Raw genomic sequence first — 23,060 nt, forward strand, 5'->3', positions numbered from 1 at the left:
TGCCCTTCGACACGCTCGGGGCGAACGGATGTTGAAAATGACTAGCACAATTTCCTCCACCAATTTCGTCAATATCGGCGAGCGCACCAACGTTACCGGCTCGGCACGCTTCAAGAAGCTCATCATGGCGGGCGACTATCCCGCCGCCGTGGAGGTCGCGCGCCAGCAGGTGGAATCGGGCGCGCAGGTGCTCGACGTCAACATGGACGAGGGGCTGCTCGACGCGCACCACGCGATGACGACGTTCCTGAAGCTGATCGCCGCCGAGCCCGACATCGCGCGCATCCCCTTCATGGTCGACAGTTCGAAATGGAGCGTGATCGAGGCGGGGCTGAAATGCGTCTCCGGCAAGCCGATCGTCAATTCGATCAGCATGAAGGAGGGCGAGGCGCCGTTCCTCGCCCAGGCGAAGAAGTGCATGGCCTATGGCGCCGCGGTCGTCGTCATGGCGTTCGACGAGGTGGGGCAGGCCGACACCAAGGAACGCAAGGTCGAGATTTGCGAGCGCGCCTATCGCCTGCTCACCGGGATCGGCTTTCCGCCCGAAGACATCATCTTCGATCCCAACGTGTTCGCGGTGGCGACAGGGATCGAGGAGCACAATAACTACGGCGTCGACTTCATCGAGGCCTGCCGCGAGATCAAGGCGCGGTGCCCGCATTGCCACATTTCGGGCGGCCTTTCGAACTTCAGTTTCTCGTTCCGCGGCAACGAGCCGGTGCGGCGCGCGATGCACAGCGTGTTCCTCTATCACGCCATCCCCGCTGGCATGGACATGGCGATCGTCAACGCCGGCCAGCTCGACATCTATGACGATATCGATCCCGAGCTGCGCGCGGCGGTCGAGGACGTGGTGCTCAACCGCGATCCGGAATCGGGCGACCGGCTCGTGGCGCTCGCGGAGAAATATCGCGGCACCGACGCGGTGGCGGAAAAGGCGGCGGCGGAATGGCGCGGCCTGCCGGTGACCAAGCGGCTGGAATATGCGCTGGTGAAGGGCATCGACCTCCACGTCGTCGAGGATACCGAAGAGGCCCGCCAGGCGATCGACGATGCCGGCGGCCGGCCTATCGAGGTGATCGAGGGGCCGCTGATGGACGGCATGAACGTCGTCGGCGACCTGTTCGGATCGGGCAAGATGTTCCTGCCGCAGGTGGTGAAGTCGGCGCGGGTGATGAAGAAGGCGGTGGCGCATCTGCTGCCCTTCATCGAGGCGTCCAAGGAGCCCGGCGCGCGCGGCAAGGGCAAGATCATCATGGCGACCGTGAAGGGCGACGTGCACGATATCGGGAAAAACATCGTCGGCGTCGTGCTCCAGTGCAACGGCTTCGACGTGGTCGATCTGGGCGTCATGGTGCCCTGGTCGAAGATCCTGGAGGCCGCGAACGAGAATGACGCCGATATGATCGGGCTGTCCGGCCTCATCACGCCCTCGCTCGACGAGATGGTGACGGTCGCCGAGGAGATGAAGCGCGCGGGCATGACGATGCCGCTGCTGATCGGCGGCGCCACCACGTCCAAGGTGCACACCGCGCTGCGCATCTCGCCCGCCTATGATGGTCCGGTGGTGCATGTGCTCGACGCCAGCCGCGCGGTTGGGGTCGCCTCGACGCTCGTCTCCGACACGATCCGCGACGAGTTCGTGACGAAGACCGCGGACGAGTATGAGGCGGTGCGGATGGCGCGCGCGGGCAAGGGGCAAAGCGAATTGCTGCCGCTGGAGACGGCGCGCGAACGCGGCTTCGCCGCCGATTTCGCGCTGAAGCCCGCCGCGCCCGCCAGGCCTGGCCTGCATGTCTTCGCCGCGTGGGATCTGGCCGATCTGCGCGACTATATCGACTGGACGCCGTTCTTCCGCGCCTGGGAACTCGCGGGCAATTTCCCCGCCATCCTCGACGATGCGGTGGTGGGCGAAAGCGCTCGCGCGCTCTATGCCGATGCGCAGGCGATGCTCGAAACGATCGTGGCGGAGAAGTGGCTGACGCCGCGCGGCGTGGTCGGGCTGTGGCCGGCACGGCGCGAGGGCGACGACGTGGTGGTGAGCCATCATGGCGACGTGCGCCTGCCCATGCTCCGCCAGCAGATCGCCAAGCGCGAGGGGCGCGCCAATATGTGCCTCGCCGATTTCATCGATCCCGCGGGCGACTGGTTCGGCGGCTTCGCGGTCGGCATCCACGGCATCGACGACCATATCGCGCGCTTCAAGGCGGGGCACGACGATTATAACGACATCCTGCTGAAGGCGCTGGCGGATCGCTTCGCCGAGGCGTTTGCCGAGCGGCTGCACCGCCATGTCCGCCAGGAGCTCTGGGGCTATGCACCCGACGAGCAACTGACCAACGACGCGCTCATCAAGGAACAATATCGCGGCATCCGCCCTGCACCCGGCTATCCGGCCTGCCCCGATCACAGCCTGAAGCCGATCCTCTTCGAACTGCTGGGCGCGCAGGAGGCGACCGGGCTGGAACTGACCGAAAGTTTCGCGATGTTTCCTACGGCGGCGGTGTCGGGCTTCTATTTCGGCCATCCGCAGGCGGAGTATTTCGGCGTCGCCCGTGTCGGCCGGGACCAGCTGGAGGATTATGCCGTCCGCCGCAGCGTGGAGGTGCAGACGGCGGAGCGCTGGCTGCGGCCCAATTTGGATTGAGCGCATCCCTCCTGTTCCCCGGCCTTTCCCCTGGGAACAGGTTCGCAACGCTGCCCGCGATCGTAGGTGCCGTTAACGTCCTTTGTGGCTTGCCGAACCACCGGCTCCGCGTCCACGCTGCCCCGCGAAAAGGACCCATCATGCGCCAGTTCCTCCCGTTCGCCCTGCTCCTTGCCGCTCCCGCCGCCGCGCAGGGCACCGCACCCTTCACCATCGACGGGCACGGCTTCGCGACGTTGCAGGATGCGGTGGATTCGGTGCGGCTGGGAACGGCCACGATCCTGATCGCGCCCGGCGTCTATCACCAATGCGCGGTGCAGGCGGGCGGGCGGATCACCTTCAAGGCGCAGCAGCCCGGCACCGCGATCTTCGACGGCGCGCCATGCGAGGGCAAGGCGGTGCTGGTGCTGCGCGGGCAGGGCTCCACGGTCGACGGCCTCGTCTTTCGCGGCATCCGCGTGGCGGACGGCAATGGCGCGGGCGTGCGCACCGAGATGGGCGACCTGACCATCACCAACGCCATGTTCCTCGACAGCCAGGAGGGCGTGCTGGGCGGCGAGCCGACCGCACAGCACATTGCGATCGACCGGTCCACCTTCTCGGGCCTCGGCCAGTGCGACGAGACGCCCGATTGCGCGCATTCCATCTATCTGGCGAACCGCGGCAGCGTGTCGATCACGCATTCGCGCTTCGAGCGCGGGCGCGGCGGCCACTATGTGAAGCTGCGCGTGCCCAACGTATCGATCACCGACAACAGCTTCGACGATACCGGAGGGCGCAAGACCAACTATATGATCGACCTGCCCGAAGGGGCGACCGGGCTGATCGCGGGCAACGTCTTCGTGCAGGGGCGGAACAAGGAAAACCATTCCGGCCTGATCGTCGTGTCGGCCGAGGCGAAGACCTATCGCTCGACCGGGCTGCGGATCGAGAACAACGATGCGCGCCTGTCGCCGGGCGACACCACCAGCCCCGCCTTCGTCGCCGATCTCAGCCACGATCGGCTGGCGGTGGGCGCGAACCGGCTGGGCGCGGGCATCCGCCCGTTCGAGACACGCTGACCGCGCCGGCGCTCAGCCGGGAACGATCGCATAGAGTTCGCTGATGTCGTCGCGCCAGATCCGGCGGAGGCGGCGATCATGATGGCCGGGCGGTAGCTGCACGCCCGTCAGCCAGAGATAATCCGCTTTGTTCAGGGGAAGGGTGCGCAGCGCCATGAGCGCGGTCTGCGCGGGGCGGTAATTGGCATAGGGCTTGAAATCCCGATCGACGCAGCGCGCCGGAAACACCATTTGCGACGGGTCGTCATAATAGGCCGGGGCGGGCCGGTAGGTCACCTGGAGGAGATGAAGGCCGGGCACGCTCCAATGCGCGTTGACCCAGGCGCCGCGAAACGTCGTGGCCAGATTGCCGAGATGCTCCAGCCGCTCCGACCGCCAGCGGTCGCAGCTCACCTCGGCCAGATTGAAGACGCGGGCGCCGTAGCGGACATGATCCAGGGCAGTGAGCTCGCGCCGATAACGCTGGTCGTAGCGGGCAAAACTGACGGTTGTCACCGCGAAGCGGACCGTCAGCAGCGCCAGCCCCGCCAGCAGGATCCATCGGCGCCGGCGCGGATCGACCCGCGACCAGTCCTGCATCGCCAGCGCCAGCATCGGGATCAGCGGCGCCAGACGCGTATCGATCTCGTCGCTGCCGCTGATCATGCTGGGCGTGGCCAGGAACAGCGCGATCACGAGGATCACCGCACCCGCCGCGCCGCCGTTCAGCCGTGCGCCCCACCGCCAGCCCAGCAGCCAGACGAGAAGGCAGGCGGCGACCGAGCCGATGTCGAACAGCTTGTTCTGGTCGCGCAGCGTTGCTGGGATCGCCCCCAGCTTTCGCGGGAACAGCCAGAGCGTGGCGCCGCGATCCGACGACCCCACCGCCTTCCACAGGACGAGCGTGGCGATCGCCGCCAGTACCGGCGGCCACAGCGTCATCGCGGCGGCGCGGATGGCCGCCCGGTTCCACGCCCGCGGGCGATGGAGCGAACCGGCCCATGTCGCGTGACCGACCATCATCGCGATCAGCGCGACGCCGGCGACGCCGTGGCCGATGGTCAGCACCGGCACCGCGACGATAGCGAGGACCGCCCGCCGGCGCGGCGCGTGCTCCAGCGCCACCCATGCCGCGAAGACGATCAGCGCGAGCGCCTCGCTCAAGGCGAAGTTGAGAAAGCCCCAGAGGAACGGCAGGTTGAAGACGAACAGCAGCGCCCAGGGCAGGGCGTATGCGCCCGCGCGATTGGTCGTGCGCGCGATCGCGGCGATCCCGATCACCGTCAGTGCCGGGGTGGCCGCGCAGAGCAGGCGAACCGTCGGCACCACGCCCAGCCAGGGATGGACCGCCTGGACGATCAGATCGCTCGCGAGATTGAGCGTCAGCGCCCAGTTGAAGCTGAAATAGCGCAGCACCGCGTCGCCCGCCGCCGCGGTCTGTACCGAGAACTGGCCGATATGACCGGGAACGTCGGTGAGCGGCGGGATCGCGGTGAAAAGCAGCGGCAGCGCGGCCAGGATCGCGAGCAACGCCATGATCGGCAGGCGCATGAGCAAGATGGGGCGGTCGTCGGGGTGTTGCGACAATAGGTGTTCCGCCGGTTGTTCGAAGCGCAGGGGTGGGACGCTTAGCGCAAAATCGGCGCGGTGCAGCGTCATTCGGCACGGTACCGCGCGGCTGATGCAAAATCCGAGATACCCCGCTATGCCGCGCCTATGACCCGTTTCCGCCTCGTCGCCCGCGCGCTCGCGCTCGTTCTCGCGCTGATCGCCTGGCCCGCGCTGGCCGATACGCTGGGGCCGCCGACGCAGCATCTCGCGATGCGGCTGGTCGCGGAAAGCGCGCACCCGCGCGCCGGCGCGCCGCTGACGATCGCGATCGACACCCGGCCCGAGCGGGGCTGGCACGGCTATTGGCAGAATCCGGGCGATGCGGGCTTCCCTGCGCGCTTCGGCTGGACGTTGCCGAAGGGCATGACGGCGGGCGAGGCGCGCTACCCGGTGCCGGGAACGCTGCTCGTCGCGGGGCTGATGAACTATGTCTACGAGGCGCCCTATGCGCCGCTCGTCCCGCTCCAAGTGCCGGCGGGGCTCGCGACGGGCACGCCGCTGCCGATCCGGCTGAAGCTCGATTATCTCGTCTGCACCGACACGATCTGCGTTCCCGAGGAACAGACGCTCGCGCTCGACCTGACCGTCGGCGACGGCGCGGTGGACCCGGCGGCGCGCGGCGCGTTCGACGGCTGGCGCCGCGCGATCCCGCATCCGCTCGATGCCGTGGCGCATTATGCCGTTGGCAAGGATGGCGCGGTGCGGATCGCGGTGCCCTATCCCGCGGCGGCAGCGGTGACGAACGCCTATTTCTTCCCGCTCACCGCCGGCGCGATCGACTATGCCGCGCCGCAGACGGTATCGCGCGACGGCGACACGCTGACGATCGCCACCAGGGGCAAGGCCGCAACCGGCCCGATCGACGGCGTGCTGCGGATCGGCGCGGGGCAGGGGCTCGCGGTCCATGCGGTGCCGGGCGCGATCGGCGCGGACACGGGGGCTGCGGCGCCCGCGCAGGGCGTGCTGCTCGCCACGCTCGTCGCCTTTGCGGGCGCGGTGCTGGGGGGGCTGATCCTCAACATCATGCCGTGCGTGTTTCCGATCCTCAGCCTCAAGGCGCTCAGTCTCGCGCGCGGCAACACGGATGCGCGCACCGCGCGCCACGACGCGCTGGCCTATACTGCGGGCGTGGTGCTCGTGCTGCTGGCGTTGGGCGGCGCGATCCTGGCGCTGCGCGCGGGGGGCAGCGCGATCGGCTGGGCGTTCCAGTTGCAGGATCCGCGCGCGATCGTCGTGTTGCTGCTGCTGTCGGTGGCGATTTCGCTCAACCTATCCGGGCTGTTCGAGGTGCCGATGCCGCGGTTCGCGGGCAATAGCGGCGTGAGCGGCTCGTTCGCGACCGGCGCGCTGGCCGCCTTTGTCGCGACGCCGTGCACCGGGCCGTTCATGGGCGCGGCGCTGGGCGCGGCTTTGGTGCTGCCATGGCCCGCCGCGCTCGCGGTGTTCGGCGGCCTGGGGCTCGGGCTGTCCCTGCCGTTCCTCGCGATCGGGTTCGTGCCCGCGCTGCGGCGGCGGCTGCCCAAGCCCGGCGCCTGGATGGAGACGTTTCGCCGCATCCTCAGCGTGCCGATGTGGCTGACCGCGATCGCGCTCGCCTGGGTGCTCGGGCGGCAATCGGGCGTCGACGCGCAGAGCTTCGCGCTGCTCGTCGCGCTGCTGCTCGGCTTCGTGCTGTGGTGGGCTGGCACGCGTCAGCGCCGGGGCGAGGCCGCGGGGATCGTGCTAGCGCTGGGGCTGATCGCGGTGCTCGCGATCGGCGTGGAGGCACTACCCAAGGCGCAGCCACACGGTGCGGAAGCCGTGGCGGGCACCACGCCGTTCAGCGAGGCGAAGCTGGCGGAACTGCGCAAGGCGAACCGCCCGGTCTTTGCCTATTTCACCGCCGACTGGTGCCTGACGTGCAAGGTGAACGAAAAGGCCGCGATCGAGACGGCCGGCGTCCAGGCCGCGTTCCGCCGGCATAAGGTCGCGGTGCTACTGGGCGACTGGACCGATGGCGACCCGGTGCTCGGCCGCTTCATCCAGGCGCACAACCGCGCGGGCGTGCCGCTCTATCTCTATTACGCGCCCGGCGCCGCGGAACCGCGGGTGCTGCCGCAGGTGCTGACGCCGGGGATGCTTGCTACGCTTGGCGAATAATCAGAATTTGAACCCGACCGCTACGCCGTAACGCCGCGGATCGATCGTGAAGATGTTGGTGAACAGCCCCGACGATTGATCGGTCACATATTGGCCGGTGATCGCGTTGTTGTTCGTCAGGTTCTGCACGAAGCCGCGGATATAATAGCGGTCGGCGCGGGCGTTGAGCTGCACCTGCATGTTGATGACCTCGTAGCCCGGAACGCGGTCGATATTCTGGTTGAAGATGCTGGCATACAGGCCGCCGGTATAGTTGAGGTCCGCGCGTGGCACGAGGCTCATGCCGTTGGCGAAGTCGATCGTGTATTGCGCACCCACCGAGAATTTATAGGTCGGTGCCTGGGGCAGGCGGTTGCCGCGCAGGTTGGTGGTGACGCCGTCGAGCACCTGGACGCCGCTGGCGGGCGCCACCGCCGACAGCAGCGAGCAGATGCCGAACGCGCCCCGGGCCGCCACGCTGGGGATCGCGGTCGTGCCTTGAAGCCCCGCGCCGCCCTGAACGCCGGCCGCGGCGAAGGCGCCCGCGTTGATCGCCGCGTTCGTGGCGTTGACGAAGCCGTTGGTGAGCGCGGCGCCGCCCGCGCCCGTCGGCAGCACGACGCAGTTCGACGCGTTGGTGATGTCCTTGATGATGACCGCATCGGACCGGCCGCCCGACACGTCGCGCGGGTTCACGAGGAACTTGTCGCTCGTCACCTTCGAATGGAGGTAGCTCGCGTTCATGTTGACGACGAAGGCGGGGATGGGTGCGATGATCGCCTCGGCCTCTACGCCATAGATGTCGGCATCGACATTGTCGTTCACCGACGTGCGCGCGACGATGCGGCTGAGCTGGAGATTCTTGTACTGGTAATAGAAGCCTGTCAGGTTCAGCCGCAACTGGCCATGGCCGAAGGTGTTCTTCGATCCGATCTCATAGGCGTTCACCTGTTCCGGGCCAAACGTGCTCGGCACGTTGAACTGCGGCAGCAGCGGCGGATTGATCCCGCCCGATTTATACCCGCGCGAATAGGAGGCGTAGAGCAGATTATTGTCGGTGATCTTGTAATCAAGCACCGCGCGTCCCGTCAGCCGCGAGAAGCTCACCTGCGCGAAGGCATATTCCTGCGTGCCGGCGATATTCGGGTCGAAATCGGTCGCGGCATAATTCAGCCCCTGGTTGATGTTCGTCGAGCCGATCGCGGAGAGCACGTTGAGCGCGGTGTTGCGCGCCTGATCGCTCTTCTGGTCGTGATTGTAGCGCAGGCCGAGCGTCAGCTTCAGCTTGTCGTTGAACGCGAAATAGGTCTCGCCGAAGATGCCGTAGGATTTCAGCCGGAACTGCTCGTCGGCGTTGCGGTAGAAGGGCGTGCTGAGGAAATAGCCGTTGCCATTGGGCAGGCCGGCGGCGAACGCCTTGGCCGATCCCAAGATGCCGGACGCGTAATCCAGCCCGAAGGCGTTGACGAAATAATCGGTGTTGGTCGATTTGCTGTCGACATAGATGCCGCCGAGCAGGAAGTTGAACGGACCGGTGAAATGGCTGTCGATATGCGCTTCGGCCGAATATTGGCGGTTCACCTGGCGCGAACGATCGAAATCGATGCTTTGCGGATAGCAGCCGATGCCGTTGCCGCCGAAGACGCCGACGCCGTTCGGATCGGCGGCCGATTGGCACACGCTGCCCGTGCCGTTCGGGATCAGCGTCTGGCGCACGCCGTTGAGGAACGGGGCCAGGCTGCCGGTGCGGCCATAGGCGTTGAGCGCGGCCAGCCCCGCATTGTTGGCCAGCGGGCCCTCTACCGCGAGGTTGTAGTCGGTCGTGCTGTCGACGACGTTGCGCGTATAGCCACCGGTGAAGGTGAAGTTCACCGTGCCGAAATCATGGAAGACCTTGGCAGTATATTGTTCTTCTTCGGCATAATAGGTCGGGTCGTGATCGATGTTCACGGTGCGCACGTCGGCCGGGTTGGTGACGCCGGCATAGGTGTCGGTCCCGTTCAGATCCTGCAATCCGAACGGGCGCAGCCCGGCGCCGCCCTGCGTGGCGAACAACTGGCTGGAGCTCAGCACCGCGGCGAGCGTCGAATTGCCGTTCGGCTCTTCATAGGCGAGCCGATCGGGCAGGCAGCCCAGAATGCCGGTCGGGTCGCGGTGGCAGAGCTGTTTCTGGATGCGGCTGCGATCGTCGCGCTCGTGGAAATAATAGCCGATCAGGTCGATCCGGGTGTCGCTCGTCGGTGCCCAGGACAGCGTGCCGCGCAGCGAATACAGGTCGCGCCCGTCGATGTCGCGGTTGTCGTAGGTGTTGTGGGTATAGCCGCCACGGTTGAGATATGTGCCCGCCAGCCGGATTCCCAGCGTGTCGGTAAAGGGCAGGTTGAGCATCGCCTTCACGCGCTTCGAATCGTAATTGCCATATTCGAACTCGCCCGCCGAATGGATGCCCGACAGATCGGGTTTGGCGGTGATGAAGTTGACGACACCCGAGGTGGCGTTGCGGCCGAACAGCGTGCCCTGCGGCCCGCGCAGCACCTCGACGCGCTCCAGATCGAAGAACTCGCTTTCGAACAGGCGCGTCGTCACCAGCGGCATGTCGTTGACGTGGATCGCGGTCGCGGTGTCGCAGGTCGCGCCGGTGCACAGGTCGCCGATGCCGCGGATCGTGAAGCTGGACGTCGTGAAATTGGTCTTGGTGAAGGTGACGTTGGGCAAGGTCTGCTGAAGCGCCAGCGGGTTGACGATCTGCTGCCGCTCCAGATTCTCGGCGGTGAAGGCGCTGACCGCGATCGGCACGTCTTGCAGCCGCTGCGACTGGCGCTGTGCGGTGACGACGATGTCGCCCGGCATCGTCGCAGGCGCGGTGCGGGCGTCATCGGTGGGCGTGGAGGTCGCCTCCTGCCCAGGCCCGTTGGTGGGCGCGCCATCCTGCGCGGAGGTGGTCGAGGCGGTCTGCGCCACGGCGGGCGTAGCGATCAGCAACGCGAGCGCCGACGCGGCGAGCAGTTCGGTCTTTTTCATGCTAGCATCCCCCCATTCGAGCCCCCTCCGATCTTGCGTCGGCGGTGTTCGATTGTTCGGTACGGAGATTAGCGACGAAAAAAAATGGCCGTCAATCGAATTTTATCCCGCTTTGCCGCGGGTCAACGGAGATGTTGCCGGAATGAAACAGTTGCTCTTTAGAACTTATGTCCTGCTGGCCGGCGACGGCCGTAGCGGCATCTCGGGATCGGCGGAGGCGTCGCATGGATGATCTTCACGCGTCGCCCGACGATGGCGATCTGATCGCCGCGCCCGGCCAGAGCGACGTGCCCGCCGATGTCGCCGCCGCCATCCGCACGCTGATCGCCTGGGCCGGCGACGACCCCGGGCGCGAGGGGCTGGTCGACACGCCCCGCCGAGTCGCCAAGGCGTGGAAGGAATATTGCGCGGGCTATGCCGACGACCCGGCGCATCATCTGGAGCGCGTGTTCGAGGAGGTGGGCGGCTATGACGAGATCGTGCTGCTGAAGGACATCCCGTTCCAGTCGCATTGCGAGCATCACATGGCGCCGATCATCGGCCGCGCGCATATCGCCTATCTTCCCAAGGACCATGTCGTCGGCATTTCCAAGCTGGCGCGCGTGCTTCACGGCTTCGCACGGCGCTTGCAGGTGCAGGAGCGGCTCACGGCCCAGGTGGCGGATTGTATCTGGAACAAGCTGCAGCCGCAGGGCGTGGCGGTGGTGATCGAGGCGAGCCATGCCTGCATGACCGCGCGCGGCGTACGCACCCCCGGCGTGACGATGGTGACGAGCCGGATGATGGGCGTGTTCCGCGATGACGATCGCAGCCGCAAGGAGGTGCTGGCGTTGATGGGGCATCGCTCGTGATGCGAACCGTTCTGGTTACCGGCGGTGCGCGGCGGCTGGGGGGTGCGATCGCGCAGGCGCTCGCCGCGGCCGGTCACCGTGTGGTGATACATCACCATGGTTCGGCGTCCGATGCGAACGCGGTGGCGGCGCGGATCGGAGCGGTGACTGCCGAGGCGGACCTGTCCGATCTGGCGCAGGCCTCCGCGCTGATCGGCCGTGCACGCGCGGCGGCGGGTGCCCCGATCGACGGGCTGGTGAACAGCGCGTCGGCGTTCCTGTTCGACCGGCCCGAGGCGATCGACCCGGCGTTGTTCGCGACGCTGGGCGCGATCAACGCGGGCGCGCCCTCGCTGCTCGCGAGCGCGCTGGCGGCGCAGGACGATGTGGCGGACGGATCGGTGGTGAACATCCTCGACCAGAAGGTCGCGAACCTCAATCCCGACTATTTCTCCTATACCTGCGGCAAGCTGGCGCTGGACGGTGCGACGCGGATGCTCGCGCAGGCGCTCGGCCCCCGGATCCGCGTGAACGCCGTCTCGCCGGGTCTCACGCTGCCGAGCGGCGACCAGACGTCCGAGCAGTTCGCCAGCGTCGCGAGCCGGAACCTGTTGCGTCGGCCGGTGGGCGCCGATGCGGTGGCAGATGCCGTGGTGTACCTGATCGGTTCGCATGGCGTCACCGGGCAGAATCTCTTCGTCGACTGCGGCCAGCGCTTCGTCGCCTCGGCGCGCGACGTGATGTTCGAGGACGCGACGGCGGAAGGCGCACATGGCTGAATTCACCACCATCCTCGACGCGCTGTCGGTGATGATCCGCCTCGGCATCCACCCGCACGAGGCCGAGCCGCAGCGCGTGATCGTCTCGCTCGCAATGACCGTCGACTATCCCGCACCGCTCGACGAGGATTCGATCGACCGGGTGCTCGACTATGATTTCGTCCGCGAGGCCATCCTGTCGCTGGCGGCCACGCGCCGCTTCGCGCTCCAGGAAACGCTGTGCGAGACGATCGCCGCTTTGTGTCTCGCCGACGCCCGCGTGACGCGCGTCACCGTCCGCACGATGAAGGCGGACATATATCCCGACGCGCGCGTCGGCTGCGAGGTGATGCGCGGGCGGTGAGGGGGGCTGGTCGGGTGGCCTGGCGAGCAAAGGCGCGTCGACAGATACGCCGAGCCGTTAAACTCTGTTGAAAGGCCATCATGTTGCGATTGACGGGAAAAAGGTGCGTCATAACCGGTGCGGCGCGCGGTATCGGCCGCGCAATATCCGTCCGATTCCATGAGGAAGGGGCGCTCGTCATCCTCACCGACATCGACGAAAAGATGGGATCGGCGGCGGCTGCCGAGATCGGCTGCCGGTTCGAACCGCTCGACGTGCGTGAAGAAGCCGATTGGTCACGTCTGGCGGCCATCATTCCCGCGGCCGATGTGGTGGTCAACAATGCCGGTGTCACAGGGTTCGAGGCGGGGATGGTGCCCCATGATCCGGAACATGCCAGCCTTGCGGATTGGCGGGAGGTGCACCGCGTCAACCTGGATGGAACGTTTCTCGGCTGCCGTTACGCCATCGGCGTGATGAAAGAAGCCGGCATGGGATCGATCATCAACATATCCTCGCGATCGGGACTGGTTGGTATCCCCGGTGCGGCCGCCTACGCCTCGTCCAAGGCCGCGATCCGCAACCACAGCAAGACCGTCGCGCTCTACTGCGCCCAACAAGGCTGGCGCATCCGGTGCAACTCCATCCACCCGGCCGCCATCCTCACGCCGATGTGGGAAGCGATGCTCGGCAACGGCGCAGACCGGGATTCCAAAATGCAGGCGTTGGTAGCCGATACGCCGCTCAAGCGGTTTGGATTGCCCGAAAAGGTAGCGGCTATTGCGGTCACGCTCGCCTCCGACGAAGCCACCTATGTCACCGGCACGGAAGTGAACATCGATGGCGGGCTGCTCGCCGGCTCGGTCGCGTCGCCGGGGTGACCGTGGCGGGCGTGATGGATGCCTAACTATGCGTCTTTCAACTTCGAAAGCATGGAGAGGATAGTTGGGTGGCGAGCCGCAATCCCGTTGCCGATTAAGCAGAGTAACTACGGCGCCCCCCGCGGCGGCGCTCACTCACACCCGGTTCGCCGCGCTCAGCACTGCGCGGACGCTGGCGGTGGCGATGTCGGTGTCGAGGCCCACGCCGAACACGGTACGCCCGTCCGCGGTCCGGCATTCGACATAGGCAGCGGCTTGCGCATCGGCGCCGTGGCCAATCGCGTGCTCGCTATAATCCACCACGTCGAGCGCCGGGCCGGTGCTCGTCTCCAAGGCGGCGATCACGCCCGAGATCAGGCCGTTGCCGCGTCCGGTGATCGAGCGCTCCTCGCCGTCCACCGCGACGCGGCCGATGAAGATCCGCTCGCCCGCCGCGCCGCTCTCCTCATAATCGCGCAGCACGAACCGGTCCGCGTCGCGCGGCAGATAGACCTGCTCGAACCGGCCCCAGATGTCGGCGGCGTTCAGCTCGCGGCTGGTCTCGTCCGCCAGCCGCTGGACGTGCGCGCTGAAATCGGCCTGGAGGCGCTTGGGCAGTTTCAGCCCCTTGTCCTGCTCGATCACCCAGGCGACACCGCCCTTGCCTGACTGCGAGTTGACGCGGATCACCGCCTCGTAGCTGCGCCCCAGATCGGCGGGGTCGATCGGCAGATAGGGCACCTCCCACAGCGTGTCGTTCTTCGCGGCCTGCGCGGCGAAGCCCTTCTTGATCGCATCCTGATGGCTGCCCGAAAAAGCGGTGAACACCAGATCGCCCGCATAGGGGGTGCGCGGGTGGATGGGGATGTTGGTGCAATAATTCACCGTGTTCACCACCGCATCGATGTCCGACAGGTCGAGCTTCGGGTCGACGCCCTGGGTGTAGAGATTGAGCGCGACGGTGACGAGATCGCAATTGCCGGTGCGCTCGCCATTGCCGAGCAGGCAGCCTTCGACCCGGTCGGCGCCCGCCATCATTCCCAGCTCCGCGGCCGCCACGCCGGTGCCGCGATCATTGTGCGTGTGCAGGCTGACCACGACGCTGTCGCGGTTGCGGATGTGCCGGCCGAACCATTCGATTTGATCGGCATAGACGTTGGGCGTCGCGCATTCGACGGTGGCGGGCAGGTTGAAGATGATCGGCCGTTCGGGCGTCGGTGCCAGCACCTCCATCACCGCCTCGCAGACCTCCAGGCTGAAATCGAGTTCGGCGGTCGAGAAGGTTTCCGGGCTGTATTCGAACTGCCAGGCGACATCCGGCTGCTTCGCGGCTTCGTCGCGCAGCACCTTGGCGCCGGCGATCGCGATTTGCTTCACCTGCGCGCGGTCCATGCCGAAGACGATCTTGCGCCATGCCGGGCTCACCGCGTTGTAGAGATGGACGATCGCCGATTTCGCGCCCTTGAGGCTGGCGAAACTCGTCTCGATCAGGTCGCGGCGCGACTGGGTCAGCACCTGGATCGTCACGTCGTCGGGAATGCGATCCTGCCGGACGAGGCCGGAGATGAAGTCGAATTCGGTCGCGCCGGCGCTGGGAAAGCCGACTTCGATCTCCTTCAGGCCGATCTTCACCAGCAGATCGAAGAAGCGCGTCTTCTTCTCGGCGTCCATCGGGTCGATCAGCGCCTGGTTGCCGTCGCGCAGGTCGGTCGAGAGCCAGCGGGGCGCCTGGGTGATGGTGCGCGACGGCCATTGGCGGTCGGGCAGGGCGATGGTGGGAAAGGGGCGGTATTTGGTCGATGGGTCGCGCAGCATGGCTCGGTCTCTCGGTGGTTCGGGAGCGTTCGGGTCAGCCCTCAGGCGCGGGGTGCGCCGCAGCGGGCACACCATCGGGTGACGCGCCTAAGGGCGCGTAAGTCGAAGGAGCGTGGGCAGCCGATGCGTCATCGCCGTGCTGGGTAGCGCGTCAGGGGCGCAATTGTCCAGCAGAACCGTCGAACAGCCGATCGAGGGGGCTGGCGGGCAGGAACCACAGCATCGCCACCAGCGCGGCGGCGGCGATGCCGAGCCAGGGCTCCCAGAGCGCCAGCACGAGCCCCAGCGCATAGATCAGCGTGGCGGCCACGCCCTTGCGGATCGTGCGCCGGTGGTAACGCTCCGCGCGCGGGCCCTGGACGCCCGTCCGCCGGATCACGCGCTGCAACGGCACATAGGCGAGCGTCGGCAGCAGCAGGATGACGAGATACACCCCGGTCGCACCGCGGCTGAAATGCTGGCCCCCCAGATAGGCCGTGGCGAACGGCACGAGCGACAGCGTGAAGAGCAAGGCGAGGTTCCACCAGATCAGCGCGTTCGTCACCCGGCGGGCATGGCTGAACAAGCGGTGATGGTTCGCCCAATAGAGACCGACATAGGGAAAGCTCAGCGCATAGGCGAGGAGCGTCGGCCAGAGCGACCAGAGATGCCCGAGCCCTGCCGCCTCGGGCGGATGGAACTCGAGCACCATGATGGTGATGATGATCGCGATGACGCCGTCGGAAAAGGCCTCGACCCGGCCGATGCCGGGAACACCCTCGCCGACGGCATCGTCGTCGCTCACTGCTTCTCGAACGCCGCGTTGATGACGAGCACGGTTTCGTCCGAAACGAGCGGGACATATTTGGTCACGCCGAAATCGGCGCGCTTGATCGCGATGCGACCGAGAAAGCCGACCGAGGCCTTCTTGCTCATCGGGTTGGTTGCCGCGCCGAAGAAACGGGCACGCAGGACGACGGGTTTGGTGACGCCGTGTAGCGTCAGCATGCCGTCGATCTCCGCGCCGCCACCCATCGCGCGCACCGCGGTCGACTTGAAGGTCGCGGTCGGGAACCTGGCAGTGTCGAGCCAGTCGGCGCTGTTCAGCTCCTCGGTCAGCTTGGTGCTGGTGGTCTGGATGCTGGTCGTCGGGATCGTGACGGAAACGGTGGCGGCCGTCGGTTTGGCCGGGTCGATCGTCAGCTTGCCGCTACCGCCCGAGAAGGTGCCGGCGAACGGCGAAATGCCCATGTGGCTGACGCTGAACGTCACCTGCGTGTGAGTGGGTTCCAGCGCGTAAGTGCCCGCGGCCACGTCGGCGGGTGCGCCCGCGCCGTGAAGCGGATCGGGGATCGCCATCTGTGCAAGGGTGGGACTGGCAACGAGCGCGGCGAGCGCGAGCGGAAGGATGAAACGGCGCATGGTGAACTCCCTTTTGATGATGGGGAGAGTGACGGGCTGGCACGCCGAGGTCAAACGCCGTCCTCGCAACGATATGTTTCCGCATGCCTCCCTCCCGTATGGGGAGGGGAGGCATGTCCGATCAGTTCCGGGCCTTGTCGACCAGCGCGTTCTTGCCGATCCACGGCATCATCGCGCGAAGCTCCGCGCCGACCTTCTCGATCGGATGCGCGGCGGCGGCCTTGCGGGCGGCCTTCAGCTCCGGCTGGCCTGCGCGGTTGTCGAGCACGAAATCCTTCACGAACCGGCCGCCCTGGATGTCGGCGAGCACGCGCTTCATCTCGGCCTTCGTCTCGTTGGTGATGATCCGCGGGCCGGTGGTGATGTCGCCATATTCGGCGGTGTTGCTGATCGAATAGCGCATGTTGGCGATGCCGCCTTCGTACATCAGGTCGACGATCAGCTTCACCTCGTGCAGGCATTCGAAATACGCCATCTCGGGCGCATAGCCGGCCTCGGTCAGCGTCTCGAAGCCGGCCTGGATCAGGTGGGTCAGGCCGCCGCAAAGCACGGCCTGTTCGCCGAACAGATCGGTTTCGCATTCCTCGCGGAAGTTCGTCTCGATCACGCCCGACCGGCCGCCGCCCACGCCGCTGGCATAAGCGAGCGCCAGGTCATGCGCGTTGCCGCTGGCGTCGCGTTCGATCGCGATCAGGCAGGGCACGCCGCCGCCGCGGACATATTCGCTGCGCACCGTGTGGCCCGGGCCCTTGGGCGCGATCATGATGACGTCGAGATCGGCGCGCGGCTCGATCAGGCCGAAATGCACGTTGAGGCCATGCGCGAAGGCGAGGGCGGCGCCCTGCTTCATATGCTCGTGATAATCGGCGGCATAGATCGCGGCCTGATGCTCGTCGGGGGCGAGGAACATCACGATATCGGCCCATTCGGCGGCTTCGCGGTTCGACTTGACCGCGAAACCCGCCTCGATCGCCTTCTTCGCGGTGGCCGAGCCTTCGCGCAGTGCGATGGCGACGTCCTTCACGCCGCTGTCGCGCAGGTTCTGCGCATGCGCATGGCCCTGGCTGCCATAGCCGACGATGGCGATCTTCTTGTCGGTGATGAGGTTCAGATCGGCGTCGCGATCATAATAGACACGCATTTCTTTTCCCTTTTCCCCCCTCCCCTTGCGGGAGAGGCTACGAAGACTTGCCAGCTTGCTGGCCGGTCGGAGTTGGTGAAGGGGAGCGGGTGGGGGACCCCCTCACCCTCCCATCGGCTTTGCCGACGGGCCCCTCCCTCTCCCGCGAGGGGAGAGGGGATGAATCAAGCGGCGTCCCGACCCCGTGCGATGGCGACGATGCCGGTGCGGGCCACCTCGACCAGGCCCACCTCTGCCATCAGGCTGACGAACGTGTCGATCTTCTCGATTCCGCCCGTCACTTCGAACACGAAGCTGGTGGTGGTCGCATCGAGCACGCGGGCGCGATAGACTTCGGCGAGGCGCAGCGCCTCGATCCGGTGATCGCCCGTGCCGGCCACCTTCACCAGCGCCAGTTCGCGCTCGACATGCGGGCCCGCGGCGGTGAGATCGGTCACCTTGTGGACCGGGATCAGCCGGTCCAGCTGCGCCACGATCTGTTCGAGCACCGAGGGCGAGGCCGACGTCACGATCGTGATCCGGCTGACCGCCTTGTCCGCGGTCACCTCGCTGACGGTCAGGCTCTCGATATTGTAGCCGCGCGCGGTGAACAGCCCGGCGATCCGCGCGAGGATCCCCGGTTCGTTGTCGACGATGACGGCGAGCGTATGCCGCTCGGCCTTGTCCTGCGTGATGTGCATGGGCCTACACCAGCGCCCTGGCTTCGTCGTCCATCGTGCCGGACACCTCGTTGGCCTGAAGGATCATGTCGGTATGCGCCGCGCCGCTGGGGATCATAGGGAAACAGTTGACGAGCTTCGACACCATGCAGTCCACGATCACCGGCCCGTCATGCGCCAGCATCGCGGCGATGCCGCTTTCCAGCGCGTCCGGCCGCTCGATCCGGATGCCCTTCCAGCCATAGGCTTCGCCGAGCTTCACGAAATCGGGCAGGCTGTCCGAATAGCTTTCGGAATAGCGGCTCTCATAGGTCAGTTCCTGCCACTGGCGCACCATCCCCATATATTCGTTGTTGAGGATGAATATCTTGACGGGCAGCCGGTATTGCTTGGCGGTGGCGAGTTCCTGGATGTTCATCTGGATCGACGCCTCGCCGGCAATGTCGATCACCAGCGCGTTGGGATTGCCGAGCTGCGCGCCGATCGCGGCGGGCAGGCCGTAGCCCATCGTGCCCAAACCGCCACTCGTCAGCCACGTGTTGGGCTTTTCGAACCCGAAATGCTGCGCGGCCCACATCTGGTGCTGCCCCACCTCGGTGGTGATGATCGGATCGCGGGCATGCGTCGCCTCCCACAAGGCGCGGATCGCGCGTTGCGGCATGATGGCGGCGCCGTCCTCGGGAAAGTCGAGGCTCTTGCGCGCGCGCCAGCCGGCGATGCGGCGCTGCCACTCGGCGGTGTCGGGCCGGGGATGCTGGCGCGCCTTCCAGATGCGGACCATGTCCTCCAGCGCATGGCCGACATCGGCGACGATGCCGAGATCGACGCGCACCGTCTTGTTGATCGACGAGCGATCGATGTCGACATGGACCTTGCGGCTGTTGGGGCTGAACGCATCGAGCCGCCCGGTCACGCGGTCATCGAACCGGCTGCCCAGTGCGACCACCAGATCGGCCTGGTTCATCGCCATATTGGCTTCGTAGGTGCCGTGCATGCCGAGCATGCCGAGCCATTGCGGGCCGCTCGCCGGATAGGCGCCCAGGCCCATCAGCGTCGAAGTGACCGGCGCACCGGTGATCCGCACCAGCTCGCGCAGCAACTGGCTGGCCATCGGCCCCGAATTGATGATCCCGCCGCCCGTGTAGAGTACCGGCCGCTCGGCGGCGGCGAGCATGTCGACGAGCTGCTCGATCTGCGCCGGATCCGCCTTCACCTGCGGGCGATAGGTCTTGTGGCGGATCGGCCCGGGCTTCGCATAGCGCGCGGTCGCGACCTGGACGTCCTTGGGAATGTCGACCACCACAGGACCCGGGCGGCCCGAGGTGGCGATGTGGAACGCCTCGTGAATCACCGCGCCCAGGCGGGCGGGATCCTTCACGAGATAATTGTGCTTCGAGCAATGGCGCGTGATGCCGACGGTATCGGCCTCCTGAAAGGCGTCCGATCCGATCAGCGCGGTCGGCACCTGCCCGGTGATGACCACCATGGGGATCGAATCCATCAGCGCGTCGGTGATCCCGGTCACCGCATTGGTGGCGCCGGGGCCCGAGGTGACGAGCACGACGCCGGGCTTGCCGGTGGAGCGGGCATAGCCCTCGGCGGCGTGCGTCGCGGCCTGTTCGTGGCGCACGAGGATATGCTTGATCCGGCCGCTGCGGAACAGCGCGTCGTAGATCGGCAGGACGGCACCGCCCGGATAGCCGAAGACGATCTCGACGCCGAGATCGCACAGCGCCTCGACGAGGATATCGGCTCCGCTTTTCTCGGCCATGATCGTGCTCCATTCGGGTGACACGCTCCCTTAGCGTGCCAAGGCGGCAGCGGCTAGGGGATTGAAAGATGCGCGTCAACCATCTTTCACATAACTAAATTGCTTGGAGGATCGGCCGGCGGCGTGGTCGCGATTGGCCATTCGGCGGGCAATTGGTTGCGAAACCACGTATATTGCCGCTTGGCATATTGCCGGCTCGCCAGTTTTGCGGTTTCCAGCGCCGCGGCACGCGACAGGGTGCCCGCCAGCATGGCGGCGATGGGCGCGACCCCGATCGCGCGGCGGACGGGCGCGTCTTCGGGCAGATCGGACCGCGCCACGAGCGCGGCGACTTCGGCGATCGCGCCTTCCTCGAACATCATATCGAGCCGGCGATCGATCCGCGCGAACAGCCAGTCGCGATCGGGCAGCAGGATGCGGGGATCGAGCGTTACGGCGTCGCCGATCCCGCCGCTTTTCGCGCGCTGCCAGTCGGCGAGCGGGCGGCCGGTCGAGCGCACCACCTCCAGCGCGCGGGCGACCCGCGTCGTGTCGGCGGGGGCGAGACGCGCGGCGGCGGCGGGGTCCTCGTCAGCCAACGCGGCATGTGCATCGGCCACGGGGAGCGCGCGGACCGCGGCGCGCACCGCGGCGTCGATCGGCGGCACGGGCGCGATCCCGTCGATCAGCGTGCGGAGGTAGAGGCCGGTGCCGCCCACCAGCACGGGCAATCGCCCCTCCGCCAGCACCGCGGCGATCGTCGCGCGCGCATCCGTCGCCCATGCCGCTGCCGAATAGGACACCGCGCCATCGACATGGCCGAAGAGCCGGTGCGGCACCGCCGCCTCGTCCGCGATCGAGGGCCGCGCGCTCAGGACGCGCAGGTCGCGATAGACCTGCGCCGAGTCCGCGTTGACGACGACGCCGTTCTCGGCAGCGGCCACCGTGATGGCCAGCGCGGACTTGCCGCTGGCGGTGGGCCCTGCGATGAGCACGATCCGCGGCTTGGGAGACGATATGTTCACAGCGACGCTGATAGCAGCCGGCGGCCTGGCCGCAGGCGATATTTCCGCCGCGACCGATCGCCTGGCGCAGGCGGGTTGCGCGCCAGGCCCGTCACGCTGGATCGACGAGGCGGTGGCCGTCGACCTGATATTCGCACGCGATCCGGATGCGGCGCGTCGCGTGCTGGAGGGCGCGTTTGCACGGACCGACGTGATCGTGCAGCCGCGTGTCGCGCGCGCCAAGGCGTTGCTCGTAGCGGACATGGATTCGACCATGATTACGGTCGAATGCATCGACGAACTCGCCGATTATGCGGGGATCAAGCCGCAGATCGCCGCGGTAACCGATGCCGCGATGCGGGGAGAGCTCGATTTCGCCGCGGCGCTCGATGCGCGCGTGGCGCTGCTCGCGGGGCTGGACGAGGGGGCGATCGACCGGTGTCTCGCCGAGCGGGTCGCCATCATGCCCGGCGCGGTGGCGCTGGTGCGTACGATGCGCGCGCGCGGGGTACGGTGCGTGCTGGTGTCGGGCGGGTTCACGCGCTTCGCCGAACCAGTTGCGGCGCAGATCGGGTTCGATCTCGCGATCGCCAATGTGCTGGAGGTGGCGGACGGCCGGCTGACCGGACGGGTGGCCAAGCCGATCGTCGGTTCGGACACCAAGCGCGCGACGCTCGACCGCGAGATCGCCGCGCGTGGGATCGCGCCCGCCGCGAGCCTTGCGGTGGGCGACGGCGCGAACGATCTGGCGATGATCCGCGCCGCTGGGCTGGGCGTGGCCTATCATGCCAAGCCAATTGTGGCCGATGCCGCCGCCGCGCGGATCGACCATGGCGACCTGACCGCGTTGCTCTACGCGCAGGGGATCGCGCGGCGCGACTGGATCACGGCCGAATAAGCCCGTGCCGGCGACCACTGGGATCGCAGGACCTCGCTTGCCCGGATCAGGGCGCCAGCACCACACAGGCCGAACCTGCGCTCTTCGCCGCCGCACAGGCCCGCGTCGCGTCCGCGCGCGAGCCGAACGGGCCGGCGACGAGACGCGTCACCGCACCGGCCTTTTCGTAGCTGGGCGTGCTGCCCGTCATCCGGCCGCGCACCTTGGCCCATTGCACCTGCGCATTGCCCGCATCGTGGAACGCGCCGAGCTGGACGCGCCAATGGCCGCCAGCAGGTGCGGCATGCACGGGGGCCGGGCGGGGCTCGGGCGATGCGTGCGCGATCACGGGCGGCCGGGGGGCGGGCGACGGCGCGGCGTGGGTCATCGGCGCGGCGGGGCGGGGCATCGGGCGCGGTGCGGCATCGGCGATGCGCGACGGCGGCACGTCGACATTGGCGATGCTGCCCGCGCGGCGCGGCGCGGGTGCGGGCTGCGCCTTGGCCTGGGCGGCATATTGCGCGGCCATCGCGGTGCCGCGCTCGCGATCGGCCGGGCTGATATACTGATCCATTTGCGACAGCGTCTGTGAGGCGGACTGGAGCCCCGACTGCGAGGCGCGCGTCATCAGCGCATAGGCGCGCGGCCAATCCTTGGCGACGCCGTCACCGTTGAACAGCATCGTGCCCAGCACGAGCTGCGCGCGCGGCTCGCCGCGGGCGACCGACTTTTCGAGCCATGGCACGGCCTCGCTCTTCCGGTCCGCCTGGAACAGCGCGAGCCCGTAATTGTCCTCCGCCTGAAGATGGCCCTGAAGTGCGGCCTTGCGGAACCAGCTTTCGGCAAGCGCCGGATCGACGGGCACGCCGCGGCCGAGCTTGTAGGCCTGGCCTAGATTGAATTCCGCATCGGCGTCGCCGGCGATCGCGGGGCCGCGCCATTGCTCGACGGCGGCACGGTAATCGCCCGCCTTCCACGCATCGACGCCCGTCTTTACATCGGCTGCTGCCGGTGCGGCGACAGCCAGCGCCGCCATCCCGATCGCACCCAAGATCCGCTTGTCCATCGCCACCACCTGAAAACGCGCCACTTGAAAAATCCGCGCCCACCATGGCGCCGTTCGCGAGCGTTGGCAAAGCCGTTAACCGCTTCTTAGTCCACCCCATGCGATCGATCTTGCAATTG

18 protein-coding genes are annotated in these 23,060 nt (G+C 67.2%); 8 read left to right on the forward strand and 10 right to left on the reverse strand.

Annotated elements, in window-relative coordinates; translation table 11 throughout:
* Window positions 1–37 precede the first annotated feature (37 nt).
* Window positions 38–2,647: a methionine synthase gene (metH, locus tag L8H00_RS00655; protein ID WP_242095292.1), complete on the forward strand. Its 2,610-nt coding sequence runs from the start codon at window positions 38–40 to the stop codon at window positions 2,645–2,647.
* A 140-nt stretch (window positions 2,648–2,787) separates the two neighbouring features.
* The gene (locus L8H00_RS00660) at window positions 2,788–3,708 is read left to right on the forward strand and encodes a right-handed parallel beta-helix repeat-containing protein (protein ID WP_242095293.1); all 921 of its coding nucleotides are present in this window, start codon (window positions 2,788–2,790) and stop codon (window positions 3,706–3,708) included.
* 12 nt (window positions 3,709–3,720) lie between these two features.
* Here L8H00_RS00660 and L8H00_RS00665 read toward each other — a convergent pair whose 3' ends face one another.
* Window positions 3,721–5,238 carry a hypothetical protein gene (locus L8H00_RS00665; protein ID WP_242095294.1) on the reverse strand — a complete coding sequence of 506 codons (1,518 nt, stop codon included), beginning with the start codon at window positions 5,236–5,238 and terminating at the stop codon, window positions 3,721–3,723.
* Window positions 5,239–5,403: 165 nt separating this feature from the next.
* Between L8H00_RS00665 and L8H00_RS00670 the strand changes: the two genes are divergently transcribed.
* The gene (locus tag L8H00_RS00670; protein WP_242095295.1) at window positions 5,404–7,437 is read left to right on the forward strand and encodes a protein-disulfide reductase DsbD domain-containing protein; all 2,034 of its coding nucleotides are present in this window, start codon (window positions 5,404–5,406) and stop codon (window positions 7,435–7,437) included.
* Here the strand turns inward: L8H00_RS00670 and L8H00_RS00675 are convergent, their stop codons facing one another.
* On the reverse strand, window positions 7,438–10,437 hold the full coding sequence (locus L8H00_RS00675) for a TonB-dependent receptor (protein ID WP_242095296.1): 3,000 nt from the start codon (window positions 10,435–10,437) through the stop codon (window positions 7,438–7,440).
* A 224-nt stretch (window positions 10,438–10,661) separates the two neighbouring features.
* Here L8H00_RS00675 and folE point away from each other — a divergent pair, with 224 nt between their 5' ends.
* From folE to L8H00_RS00695, 4 genes are all read left to right on the forward strand, one after another.
* On the forward strand, window positions 10,662–11,288 hold the full coding sequence (gene folE, locus L8H00_RS00680) for a GTP cyclohydrolase I FolE (RefSeq protein ID WP_242095297.1): 627 nt from the start codon (window positions 10,662–10,664) through the stop codon (window positions 11,286–11,288).
* The gene (locus L8H00_RS00685; protein WP_242095298.1) at window positions 11,288–12,046 is read left to right on the forward strand and encodes an SDR family oxidoreductase; all 759 of its coding nucleotides are present in this window, start codon (window positions 11,288–11,290) and stop codon (window positions 12,044–12,046) included. Before folE ends, L8H00_RS00685 begins: the two co-directional genes overlap by 1 nt.
* Window positions 12,039–12,389, forward strand: a complete 351-nt coding sequence (locus L8H00_RS00690; RefSeq protein WP_242095299.1) for a dihydroneopterin aldolase — start codon at window positions 12,039–12,041, stop codon at window positions 12,387–12,389. Before L8H00_RS00685 ends, L8H00_RS00690 begins: the two co-directional genes overlap by 8 nt.
* An 80-nt stretch (window positions 12,390–12,469) precedes the next feature.
* Entirely contained in the window at window positions 12,470–13,249 is a 780-nt protein-coding gene (locus tag L8H00_RS00695; protein ID WP_242095300.1) for an SDR family oxidoreductase, read from the forward strand.
* Window positions 13,250–13,384: 135 nt separating this feature from the next.
* On the opposite strand, the gene leuA is transcribed toward L8H00_RS00695, so the two are convergent.
* From leuA to miaA, 7 genes are all read right to left on the reverse strand, one after another.
* Window positions 13,385–15,043 carry a 2-isopropylmalate synthase gene (gene leuA, locus L8H00_RS00700; protein WP_242095301.1) on the reverse strand — a complete coding sequence of 553 codons (1,659 nt, stop codon included), beginning with the start codon at window positions 15,041–15,043 and terminating at the stop codon, window positions 13,385–13,387.
* Between the two features lie 151 nt (window positions 15,044–15,194).
* Window positions 15,195–15,827, reverse strand: a complete 633-nt coding sequence (locus L8H00_RS00705; protein WP_242095302.1) for a TMEM175 family protein — start codon at window positions 15,825–15,827, stop codon at window positions 15,195–15,197.
* A complete protein-coding gene (locus L8H00_RS00710; RefSeq protein ID WP_242095303.1) occupies window positions 15,824–16,444 on the reverse strand; it encodes a YceI family protein in 621 nt (206 codons plus the stop codon). Before L8H00_RS00710 ends, L8H00_RS00705 begins: the two co-directional genes overlap by 4 nt.
* Before the next feature lie 121 nt (window positions 16,445–16,565).
* Window positions 16,566–17,585: a ketol-acid reductoisomerase gene (ilvC, locus tag L8H00_RS00715; protein ID WP_242095304.1), complete on the reverse strand. Its 1,020-nt coding sequence runs from the start codon at window positions 17,583–17,585 to the stop codon at window positions 16,566–16,568.
* Window positions 17,586–17,749: 164 nt separating this feature from the next.
* Window positions 17,750–18,265, reverse strand: a complete 516-nt coding sequence (gene ilvN, locus L8H00_RS00720) for an acetolactate synthase small subunit (protein WP_242095305.1) — start codon at window positions 18,263–18,265, stop codon at window positions 17,750–17,752.
* 4 nt (window positions 18,266–18,269) lie between these two features.
* A complete protein-coding gene (locus tag L8H00_RS00725) occupies window positions 18,270–20,015 on the reverse strand; it encodes an acetolactate synthase 3 large subunit (protein ID WP_242095306.1) in 1,746 nt (581 codons plus the stop codon).
* Window positions 20,016–20,101: 86 nt separating this feature from the next.
* A complete protein-coding gene (gene miaA / locus L8H00_RS00730; RefSeq protein ID WP_242095307.1) occupies window positions 20,102–21,019 on the reverse strand; it encodes a tRNA (adenosine(37)-N6)-dimethylallyltransferase MiaA in 918 nt (305 codons plus the stop codon).
* Between miaA and serB the strand changes: the two genes are divergently transcribed.
* A complete protein-coding gene (gene serB / locus L8H00_RS00735) occupies window positions 21,012–21,896 on the forward strand; it encodes a phosphoserine phosphatase SerB (protein ID WP_242095308.1) in 885 nt (294 codons plus the stop codon). The genes miaA and serB overlap by 8 nt on opposite strands.
* A gap of 46 nt (window positions 21,897–21,942) precedes the next feature.
* On the opposite strand, the gene L8H00_RS00740 is transcribed toward serB, so the two are convergent.
* A complete protein-coding gene (locus tag L8H00_RS00740) occupies window positions 21,943–22,965 on the reverse strand; it encodes an SPOR domain-containing protein (protein WP_347340700.1) in 1,023 nt (340 codons plus the stop codon).
* Window positions 22,966–23,060 lie beyond the last annotated feature (95 nt).

Origin of the sequence: Sphingomonas sp. CROZ-RG-20F-R02-07, assembly GCF_022662335.1 — a bacterium.
Lineage (GTDB): Bacteria > Pseudomonadota > Alphaproteobacteria > Sphingomonadales > Sphingomonadaceae > Sphingomonas.

What these genes read in the sequence shown, in the direction of transcription:
- metH (WP_242095292.1), top strand. Translation starts at nt 38, where the DNA reads ATGACTAGCACAATTTCCTCCACCAATTTCGTCAATATCGGCGAGCGC.
- L8H00_RS00660 (WP_242095293.1), top strand. Translation starts at nt 2,788, where the DNA reads ATGCGCCAGTTCCTCCCGTTCGCCCTGCTCCTTGCCGCTCCCGCCGCC.
- L8H00_RS00665 (WP_242095294.1), bottom strand. Translation starts at nt 5,238, where the DNA reads ATGCGCCTGCCGATCATGGCGTTGCTCGCGATCCTGGCCGCGCTGCCG.
- L8H00_RS00670 (WP_242095295.1), top strand. Translation starts at nt 5,404, where the DNA reads ATGACCCGTTTCCGCCTCGTCGCCCGCGCGCTCGCGCTCGTTCTCGCG.
- L8H00_RS00675 (WP_242095296.1), bottom strand. Translation starts at nt 10,437, where the DNA reads ATGAAAAAGACCGAACTGCTCGCCGCGTCGGCGCTCGCGTTGCTGATC.
- folE (WP_242095297.1), top strand. Translation starts at nt 10,662, where the DNA reads ATGGATGATCTTCACGCGTCGCCCGACGATGGCGATCTGATCGCCGCG.
- L8H00_RS00685 (WP_242095298.1), top strand. Translation starts at nt 11,288, where the DNA reads ATGCGAACCGTTCTGGTTACCGGCGGTGCGCGGCGGCTGGGGGGTGCG.
- L8H00_RS00690 (WP_242095299.1), top strand. Translation starts at nt 12,039, where the DNA reads ATGGCTGAATTCACCACCATCCTCGACGCGCTGTCGGTGATGATCCGC.
- L8H00_RS00695 (WP_242095300.1), top strand. Translation starts at nt 12,470, where the DNA reads ATGTTGCGATTGACGGGAAAAAGGTGCGTCATAACCGGTGCGGCGCGC.
- leuA (WP_242095301.1), bottom strand. Translation starts at nt 15,043, where the DNA reads ATGCTGCGCGACCCATCGACCAAATACCGCCCCTTTCCCACCATCGCC.
- L8H00_RS00710 (WP_242095303.1), bottom strand. Translation starts at nt 16,444, where the DNA reads ATGCGCCGTTTCATCCTTCCGCTCGCGCTCGCCGCGCTCGTTGCCAGT.
- ilvC (WP_242095304.1), bottom strand. Translation starts at nt 17,585, where the DNA reads ATGCGTGTCTATTATGATCGCGACGCCGATCTGAACCTCATCACCGAC.
- ilvN (WP_242095305.1), bottom strand. Translation starts at nt 18,265, where the DNA reads ATGCACATCACGCAGGACAAGGCCGAGCGGCATACGCTCGCCGTCATC.
- L8H00_RS00725 (WP_242095306.1), bottom strand. Translation starts at nt 20,015, where the DNA reads ATGGCCGAGAAAAGCGGAGCCGATATCCTCGTCGAGGCGCTGTGCGAT.
- serB (WP_242095308.1), top strand. Translation starts at nt 21,012, where the DNA reads ATGTTCACAGCGACGCTGATAGCAGCCGGCGGCCTGGCCGCAGGCGAT.